The sequence below is a fragment of the Streptomyces acidicola genome (assembly GCF_009377235.1).
Taxonomy (GTDB): Bacteria; Actinomycetota; Actinomycetes; order Streptomycetales; family Streptomycetaceae; genus Streptomyces; species Streptomyces acidicola.
This window is the reverse complement of sequence record NZ_VMNX01000047.1, coordinates 38,271-47,277: the sequence shown is the minus strand read 5'-3', so window position 1 is coordinate 47,277 and position 9,007 is coordinate 38,271. Positions and strand designations below refer to the sequence as shown.

7 protein-coding genes are annotated in these 9,007 nt (G+C 68.1%); all 7 read right to left on the bottom strand.

Annotated features, from left to right (window positions below):
- Positions 1 to 289: 289 nt before the first annotated feature.
- Positions 290 to 991, bottom strand: a complete 702-nt coding sequence (locus FPZ41_RS15495; protein WP_152862996.1) for a response regulator — start codon at positions 989 to 991, stop codon at positions 290 to 292.
- Positions 988 to 2,907, bottom strand: a complete 1,920-nt coding sequence (locus FPZ41_RS15490) for a PAS domain S-box protein (RefSeq protein ID WP_152862994.1) — start codon at positions 2,905 to 2,907, stop codon at positions 988 to 990. The genes FPZ41_RS15495 and FPZ41_RS15490 overlap by 4 nt, the downstream gene beginning before the upstream one ends.
- Positions 2,904 to 3,341 (bottom strand): hypothetical protein, encoded by a 438-nt coding sequence (locus FPZ41_RS15485; protein WP_131566038.1) that lies wholly within the window; start codon positions 3,339 to 3,341, stop codon positions 2,904 to 2,906. Before FPZ41_RS15485 ends, FPZ41_RS15490 begins: the two co-directional genes overlap by 4 nt.
- A 113-nt stretch (positions 3,342 to 3,454) precedes the next feature.
- Positions 3,455 to 5,047 (bottom strand): hypothetical protein, encoded by a 1,593-nt coding sequence (locus tag FPZ41_RS15480; RefSeq protein ID WP_194236099.1) that lies wholly within the window; start codon positions 5,045 to 5,047, stop codon positions 3,455 to 3,457.
- Positions 5,048 to 5,070: 23 nt separating this feature from the next.
- Positions 5,071 to 6,819 (bottom strand): glycosyltransferase family 39 protein, encoded by a 1,749-nt coding sequence (locus FPZ41_RS15475; RefSeq protein WP_322620270.1) that lies wholly within the window; start codon positions 6,817 to 6,819, stop codon positions 5,071 to 5,073.
- On the bottom strand, positions 6,809 to 8,101 hold the full coding sequence (locus FPZ41_RS15470; protein WP_152862992.1) for a glycosyltransferase: 1,293 nt from the start codon (positions 8,099 to 8,101) through the stop codon (positions 6,809 to 6,811). The genes FPZ41_RS15475 and FPZ41_RS15470 overlap by 11 nt, the downstream gene beginning before the upstream one ends.
- Positions 8,098 to 8,472 (bottom strand): GtrA family protein, encoded by a 375-nt coding sequence (locus FPZ41_RS15465; RefSeq protein WP_228022752.1) that lies wholly within the window; start codon positions 8,470 to 8,472, stop codon positions 8,098 to 8,100. Before FPZ41_RS15465 ends, FPZ41_RS15470 begins: the two co-directional genes overlap by 4 nt.
- Between the last annotated feature and the right edge of the window lie 535 nt (positions 8,473 to 9,007).

Here is a 9,007-nt window from a genome sequence, read left to right as displayed (position 1 = left end):
CGGATAGGGGCCACAGGCGCCGATCGGCAGCAACGGCTCGACCAACGCCCACTCGTCGTCGCTGAGTTCACGCCTCGCCACACGAGAGTTGTACCAGCAGGTGATCACGACTCCGTACAGGCCCTAGGCCCTGTCGTCAAACTCCCGCCGTCCGCCCGAAGGGCGGGCCCCGCGGCGTCTGGTGCGTGCGATCGCAAGGCGCCGGAAAGTCCTCGTAGCGGAGCTACTAGGGCTTTCTGGTAACGCGGCGAGCGTGCGGGGCGGGCCGGCGGTGCCTCGGGCCCGGCCGTCAGGATTCGTTCGTCTCCGCCGTCGGGTCGGGCTGCGCCGGGCGGAAGCCCCACTCGGCGGCCTTGGCGACCGCCTCCAGCTGGGATCGTGCGTCCAGCTTCTCCAGGATTCCGCGTACGTGGGTACGTACGGTGGCGTAGCTGATGGTCAGACGGTCGGCGATGGCACGGTTGTCGACGCCCTGGGTCATCAGGGCGAGGATCTCCTGTTCCCGGCTGGTGAGGCTCTCCAGCCGTTCCGTCTGCTGGGCGAAGACCCTGGTGCTCTCGCGGTGCCGGGCGAGGACCTCCATGAGGGTGCGGGCGGGGATGAGGGTTTCGCCCGCGGCTGCCGCGCGGATGGCGGAGGCGATCTCGTCTCCGCCCGCCGACTTGAGCAGGTATCCGCTCGCGCCCGCCTCGACCGCGGCCAGGAGGGCGGCGTCGCTGGTGTCGGCGCTGAGAAAGACGACCGCGACGGTGGGGTCGAGGGCACGGATGCGGTCCGCCGCCTCGGCTCCGGTGCCGTCGGGGAGCCGGTAGTCGATCAGCGCCACCTCCGGGTCCAGCTGCTCCGTCATGGGCACCGCCTCGGCGACCGAGTCGGCCCAGCCGACCACGGTCAGGTCGTCGTACTCGTCGAGCAGGGCCCACAGCCCCTCCGCCACCACCCGGTGGTCCTCGACGAGCAGCACCTTGGTGAGGTCGGGCGCGCTCTTCATGGCTCGGTGTGCCGTTCCGGGGGGCCGCTGTTCTCGTCCCGACAGAATTCCGTGGGAGGCAACGGAGCCTCGGCGAGCGGCACCCAGAACTCGACGGTCGTACCGGCCCCCGGCTGGCTCTCCACGCGGCTCCAGCCACCCGCCATCTGCGCCCGCTCATGGATGAGGGTGAGGCCCAGGTGGCCGGGACGGGACTCCACCTCCATCGGGTCGTAGCCCACGCCGTCGTCGACGATCCGCATCAGGCAGCCGTCGTCCACGCCCAGCAACTGCACGCGGACGGTCTTCGCCCGCGCGTGCTTGGTCACGTTCATCAGGGCTTCCTGTGCGGTCCGGTAGATCAGCACCATCGTCTCGACGGGCAGCACGGCCTGCAGCCGGTCCTCGAACTTGTAGTGGGTGCCGGTCTCGGCGCGCATGCGGTCCAGATACGTCTGCAGGGCCGTGGCCAGGCTGCCGTGCTCCAGGCTGGAGGGCCGCAGGTCGAAGATCAGTTGCCGCAGGCGGCTGAGCGACAGTTTCAGGGTCTCGTCCAGCCTGTCCATCACCTGCACGTCCTTGGGGTCCGTCAGCCGCCCGCGCAACTGCTGGAGGCGCAGGCCCACGGCGGTGATGACCTGGATGGTGTCGTCGTGGATGTCGGCGGCTATGCGCCTGCGTTCCTCCTCCTGGGCGTGGATGAGATGGCTGAGCAGGGCCTGCCGGTCCCGGCCGGTTCCCTCCATGAGTTCCAGACTGCGTTCGAGGACGAACTGGGCGCGCTGCACCTCGGTGATGTCCCGGACGGTCAGCACGGTGAACACGCCGTCCGGGGTGCGCAGCGGGCTGACGCTCACATCGGCGGGGAACTGCTTGGTGTCCTGGCGCCGGCCGACCAGTTCCACGCTGTGGCCCGCCCGTTCCTGCCAGGGCTCGGTCCAGTCCCGCAACGAGACGGTCAGCGGCTGGTCGGGCAGCAGCGTCTCGACGAGCATGCCGAGCAACTGCTCCCGGGTGTACCCGAACAGGGTCTCGGCCCGGGGGCTGGCCTGGCGGACACGGCCCTCGGCGTCCAGGAGCAGCATGGCGTCCGGCGAGGAGTCGACGAGCTGGCGCAGCCGGTCCCCGCTCGCGCCGGCCTCGCTGAGGTCCGTCACGTACACCACGTAGCGCGGGCGCCCGTTCCGCAGCCGGCCGCCGACGATCCGCGCGGGAAACTCGGTGCCGTCCCGACGCAGCCCCGGAGTCGCCGACGTGGGTGCGATCAGCTGTCCGGCGGCCGTCGCGGCACCCGGATGCTCGGGCAGCAGGTCACGCAGCCGCTTGCCGCGCATCTCGGCGCCGCTGTAGCCGAACATGTGCCGGGCCTGGGCGTTGGCGAGTTCGACGCGGTCCTGGGCCCCGGTGACGAGCACGCCGCACGGGGCCTGTTCGAGCAGGTCCAGGCACGCCTTCTCGTCGACGCGCGGGGCCGCGGTTCTCACGCCGGGGCCGGACAACGGCCTCGGCTGCCGCTTCAGGGGTTCCAGGCAGGCCTCGACGAGCTTGGCCGACATGCTGAACTGGCCGCGGGCCGCACGGGTGATCGCCTCCAGGATCTCCTCCGCGGGCGCGCCCTTGACCAGGTAGCCGACGGCTCCGGCGGCCAGGACCTGCAGCACGGTCTCGCTGTCCGCGTAGGCGGACAGGGCCAGGATCCTCGTGTCCGGTGCGCGGTCGCGCAGGGTCCGTATGGTGCCCGCGGCGTCGCCCTCGGGCATCTGCACGTCCAGGACCAGGACCCTCGGGCGCGTCCGGCCCACCGCCGACACGGTCTGCTCGTGGTCGGCGGCCAGGCCGACGAGTTCGAAGGCCGGGTACGACCCGATCAGGTCCGCGAGCGCATCCCGGACCTCGGCGTCGTTGTCGGCCACCATGACGGGGATTCGGTGGTTCATGGCCGGCGGCTCCCCCCGAGTACGGCGTCCGGCAGGTGGTGGGTGCCGAGCTGGTCGCGTCGGCACACGCCCAGGAACGGCATGACGGAGGCGACCGGGGCGATCAGGGTGTCGTAGTGGCCGCCGATCCGGTCGCAGACGGCGATCGCCATCACCGCGTCCCAGACCGCCGCCCAGAAGGCCCAGTCGTGCCGTTGGTGGCTCTGTGCCGTGTCCAGGGCGGCCCGGCGGGCCACGGACGCCGCCACGAGGATGCGGTAGCGCTCCTCGTCGGTCGTGGTGTGCCGGACCTCTGCCCATGCCTCGGCACGGGTCTGGCTGGAGGTCTGCCGCCACACGCCGGCCACGCGGTCGATCTCCTGGGGCGACAGGTCCTCGATGTGGGTGAGGAACTGAAGGACTCTTCGGGAATTTGGCCCAAAAATGGTAGTCATGGTGCACTCCATGATGTTTCTACCCACAACTATGGAACACCGGGGTGCCTGACGGGCCGCCTCGGGAGCTTGCAGTTCGGGCATCTCCGGCGAGGCAGCCCACAGGCCCTGGGCTACTGGCCTTGAGTGCCCTGGTCCCCTTGGTTTCCGCCTTGATCCCCGCCTTGGTTTCCGCCCTGGTCTCCGCCTTGGTTTCCGCCCTGATCCCCGCCCTGATCCCCGCCCTGGTCTCCGCCTTGGTCGCCGCCCCCGCCTTGGTCACCGCCCTGGTCTCCGCCGCCCCCGCCGCCGCCCCCGCCGTCGCCCTGGCCCTTGGAGTTGTTGATTCCCGCCTGGGCGGTGCTGCCGCTCTTCAGACCGACGAGCTTGAAGGTCACGCCGCTCTCGTCCGCCGCGGTGAGCCGGTAGGAGCCCGCGGGCCCTGCCTTGCCCCGGCTGTCCACCTGGAAGGTCGCGATCTTCCGTCCGCCGCCGCTTTCGTTGCCACCGACGTACAGGGCCACCTCTTCGTTCGGGGCGAAGCCGCTGACGTAGAAGCTCAGCGTGGTGCCCGCGCGGCCGCCGTAGGTGCTGGGCTCCGCGGACGGGGTGTACGGCATCACGCGGAACGCCGAGTTCGCCTTCGCCCGCGACTGCTCACCGACCAGGAGGAGGCTCTGCTTGCCCTTCAGACCGAACGGCACCTCGAACGCGACATCCTGGATCCGGCCCCGCCCATCGGCGTTGGAGGTGAAGGCCGGGACACCTGAGGCGCTGTTGATGTAGATGAGCACGCGCTCGTCCGGTGCGAACCCCCGCGCGCTCACGGTCAGTTTCTGCGCGGCCTTGACGGCCCACGGCGTGGACTTGACCGTGGGGTACAGCCCCAGCATCTGGAACGGGGCCGTTGCCGTGATCTTGCTCTTCTGGCCGACCAGCACCAGGGTGCTGGGGCCCACCGGGGCCACCCCCACCTTGATGCTCGCCTGGCCTATGCCGCCCGACGAGTCGGCGCGCAGCGTGGTGACGGGTTCGCCGCTGACGCGTCCCCAGTACACCGCGATCGACTCCCCGGCAGTGAAGCCGCGACCGGACAGCGACACCGTGTCGCCCGGCTTGCCGACCGCCTTGTTGATCGCCACGGTTCCGATCCCGCCCCCGCTGACCACCTGCGCCTCGGCCGTCTTCCCGGGCCTCTTGGCGGTGCCGCCGCGCTCCTGGGCGACCACGGTCGTGGGCGCGCTGCCCGAGTTCTGCGGCAGGCGGACCTGCGCTACGAACGCGCCGGACCCGTTGGACTTGACCGTCGCGGCCGGCTTGCCCGCCGCACCGGGCTTCTGGCCGCCCTCCAGCCGGAGGTCCACGGTGGCCATCGCACTGAAGCCCGCGCCCTGGACGGTCACCTTGCCGCCCGGCGCGGCCCGGCCCTGACCGACCACGATGATGGGCTGCTTGCTGCCGAAGTTGACCTCCTTCGTCGGACGGCCCTCGGGCCTCTCGGCCTCGTGGGTCTCGGACTTCTTCGCGCCTCCTCGCTCACCGGTGGTACTGAGAGCACCGCCGAAGCCGCCGGTCCGGACGACCACCTGCGCCAGAGATCCGACGACCGCGAGGATGATGACAGCCATCAGGACCTGCTTCACACCGAAACGCTTCTTCTTGTCGGGACCGCCGGGGACGTTCTTTTCCTCGTTCTCAGGCACGATCCCGTTCTCGTTCTCAGGCACGACCTTCACCTCCCGCCCTGAGGCTATTCCACCCGGTAGATTTCCAGCTTGATATCGCCGCGTTGGATGTACCAGACCCTCTTCGAATTGCGCAGGCCCTGGAGGATCCAGTTCTCCCGGCCATCACCGTTGTTGTCGTCGATGGACTTGCGCATCTTGTTCGACATGATGATGTAGTCGATGTTCTGCCATTTCTTGCGGAACAGTTTGTCCCGCACGGCCGGGTCGGACGCAGCATTCCAGTGGGAATGCGCATACGGATAGAACGGGCGCACATCGTGCAGCATCATCCATATGTCGTCGTCCGTGATGATCCTCGCGTCGGGCGGGATGTGTTTGCGTATCCACTCGACCTGTTGCCCCTGCAGGGCGGTCAGGTTGAGCTTCGGGTCGTACTGGTCCGCAAGTTTCACGCGTCCTTCGGTGTTCGTCGTCATGAGGTATCCCGAGGTCGGTGACATGATCAGCAGGGCGATGACGAAACAGGGCAGCCCGACCCGCAGCCCGCGATAGACCGGGCCACCCTGCTTCAGCATGGGACGCATCCACTTCATCACCCGGTCCGTCGCCATTCCGATGTTGATGGCGAACATCGGAATCAGCGGAGCCACGTAGAAGTCCAGGACCACGCTGCCTCGCAGCAGGTAGAAGAAGTAGCCGAAAGAGAGCGCCCCACTGATCAGGAAACCCAGATCGCGATTACGGTCCTTCAGGCCCCAGAGCAGGCACAGGGCCATGGCGACCACTCCGACGTACAGGAAGAAAGCGTCCCGGAAAAGCCAGCTCTGGTACAGGAGCCCTTCGTGACTGAACAGTTTTCCCTCGGTGCGGTTTACCTGCCACCAGGCGGTGTAGAGGAGCGATACGTGCTCGGTGGGTGGGCTGTTCAGATTGAAGCTGAGTCCGCTCGGCAGGAGCTCGTTCTTGAGCGTCGCGTACATGAGGTACCCGCCGACCGGAATCAGCATCGTGAACGGCCAGAACATCTGCGTGAACCGGAGGTTGGACGTGCCCTTGATCCTGCGGTGCAGGAGATACAGGAAGGCCGGAACGAAGAAGAGAGCGTTCTCCTTGGTGATCAGGCCGATCCCCAGGGCCATCCCGCCCCCGACGGCGTCCTTGATACGGAACTCCGGGCGCAGCAGGGCGAGCAGCCCCAGCAGCACCCAGAACATCATCATGTTGTCCAGCAGGACCTGACGCTGGAAGTAGACGGCCAGCGGAGAGACGTTGTAGAAGAAGGCGGACACCGAGGCGGCCAGCACACTGCCGGACAGCCTGCGGGTGACCTCGAACAGCAGGTAGACGCTGGCGATGTGCACCAGCAGCATCAGGAACCGGCCGGTGTTGATCGCGTTGCCGAAGGTCTCGAACTGCTTCGGCAGCGGATACGCCCACCCGGCGAGGGTGATCCAGCCGCCCGGAGCGTGGTCGTAGGAGTAGGTGTACGGGGAGAGTCTGGTCTCCCGTATCAGCGACCACGCCCGCTGCATGTAGATGCCCTCGTCGGTGAGGTACAGCGGGTACTGGAACAGATGCCAGGCGTGCGTGACGAGCCCGGTGACCATGGCGAAGACCAGCGACATCCTGCCCTTCCGCCCCAGCGGGGGGAAGCGGCCTTTCGCCACGGACAGGTTCTCGTCCGGGCGCTGCTCGGCCTGCGCGGTGGTCTCGGGTGACGCGGCGGTCTCGGCCGGTGCCGTGGCCCCGTCCGGCGCCCCGGCCTTCTCGTGGACCACACTGAGCCGCGGTTTCTGCTGATCATGCGACACGGGACTCAGCTCCCTCGGCCTGGGCCCGGTGGGCGCCTACGTGCGCTGTCTTCTCCCAGTCGTGCCGCCCCTGCATCTGCCTCCGCATGGCGCGCATCGCGGCGTAGCACAGGACCAGTTGGTACGGGTACCAGGCGAGGGCCATGCGGAACACGGTGCTCGACGTCGCCTGCAGCCCGTGGGCTTCGGCGAACTCGTACAGTCCGACCACCGCGGTCAGGAAGTGCGCCACGAGCATCAGCACGGGCAGGTACGAGATGAGCGCGACCAGCACCGGCACCTTGAAGAGGAGGATCATGCCGAGGGAGAACAGCAGATACACGCCCAGCAGCGCCTGCCCGTGCGGGAAGGCCAGCACATAGAAGGCGAGCCAGCGCTGTTTGCGGGTGGGCATCTGTTTCCAGGTGCCCTTGCGCAGGGTCTGCATGAAGCCCTGGCTCCACCGGGTGCGCTGGCGGATGAAGTGGCCGAGCGTGGGCGGGGTTTCCTCCTTGGTCACGTAGCGGTCGTCGTAGACGACCCGCACCCGTTCCCCCGCGGCGGAGACCCTCAGGCCCAGGTCGGCGTCCTCGGTGAGGTTGTGCTCGTCCCAGCCGCCGAGGCGCACCATCAACTCCCGTGTGAAGAACACCGTGTTGCCGCCGAGCGGGATGGACCCCCAGCGGGCGTGGTAGTGCAGACGGCTCTTGAACCAGAAGAAGTACTCCAGGACGTTCAGCGCGGAGTACCAGGTGGACTGATAGTTCATCAACTGCACGCCGGCCTGGACGACATTGACCTCGTCCTGGATCATCACGGTGTTGACCAGGTCGAAGATCGCGGGGTGGATGTCGTCCTCGGCGTCGAAGATGGTCACCACGTCGTGGCTCGTGTGCGGCAGAGCGGCGTTGAGCCCGTGCGGTTTGTTGATCGGCTTGTCGTCGAAGACGATGACCTCGACGTTGTGCAGCCCCTCCCGGCCGAGTTCCTCGATCTTCTCCTCGGCCTTGGCGATGGTTCCGGTGTCGTCGGCCGAGCAGATCACGAAGACCTCCAGCAGATCGTCCGGATAGTCGGCGCGCACCACTCGCTCGATGGTCGTCTGGATGACGTCCTCTTCATGCCGTGCGGGCAGCAGCACGCTGAACGACAGCTGCGGCGGCAGGAAGGTCTCCGGTGCCGCTGCCTTCCGCTCGGCACCGGGCTGGTCCCAGGTGTAGAGCATCAGATAGAGCACATGGGCCGACTGCACGGTGAGCAGGACGGAGATCAGGACCAGTCCTGAGTTCAGGAGGAAGGTCATCGATTCCTCCCCCAGGTCCCGTGCCACACCCAGAGCGCGCTGGAGGTGTAGTTGACCGCGAAGGCGACGCCGATGGCGACCACGTTCGCGAGCACGAGATGGCGTCCGCCGTGCACCAGGGCCCACAGGACCAGCACGTTGACGGCGAGGCCGGCGAGCATGGACGCGTTGAACTTGCCGAACCGCTTCAGTGAGAGGGCTCGCATCCCGAAGGTCCACCGGTCGTTCAGCACGTAGTTGTGGATGACGGCCAGTTCGACGGCCGCGGCCGAGGCAACGACGAGCGGCACGCGCAGCAGACGGTGAAGTGCGTACAGCGCTACCGTGTTCACAACCGCACCCGCGCAACCGACCAGCGCGAACCTCAGCATGCGGCTTGCGGCAAGTCCTCGGAACCTGCCGACGCGCGCCGGGGACTCGGGAGGACTCCCGGAGGATTCTCCGTCTGATGTGCGCGGCACGTCGGCTCGTACGGGTGCCGTCCGAGAGCGGTGCATCAGGTGCATCGCGACTCCTCCAAGCGAAGAGAATGCCCCTCGGTCCCGCGCGGCGAGACCACCGCAGACCAGCGTGCGCTCATGGACGGTCGCGTACATCACGTGAACGGGTGAGGGGTCTTCCCCGCCTTCGGGGGAGGCGTCGGCTCCCCCATTTGGGGGAGAGAGGGCCAGTCGGCCTCAGGTATCGGGCTCACCGGGCCCTCGCGATCCCCCGAAGAGGGGACCAGCTTCTCCCCCATTCGCGGGTGCAATGCCTCGCGCGGGCCCCGGACCATGGGCGGGCAGGCGAGTTCCCGCCGGGTGCTCCGGTCGGGAGCCCGGGCCGGAACGGCCGGGGCCGCCCCATCACCGCGGCCCGGCCCCACATCCACCAGCACCAGGGAGCTTCTGACGGATCTCCGTGGAA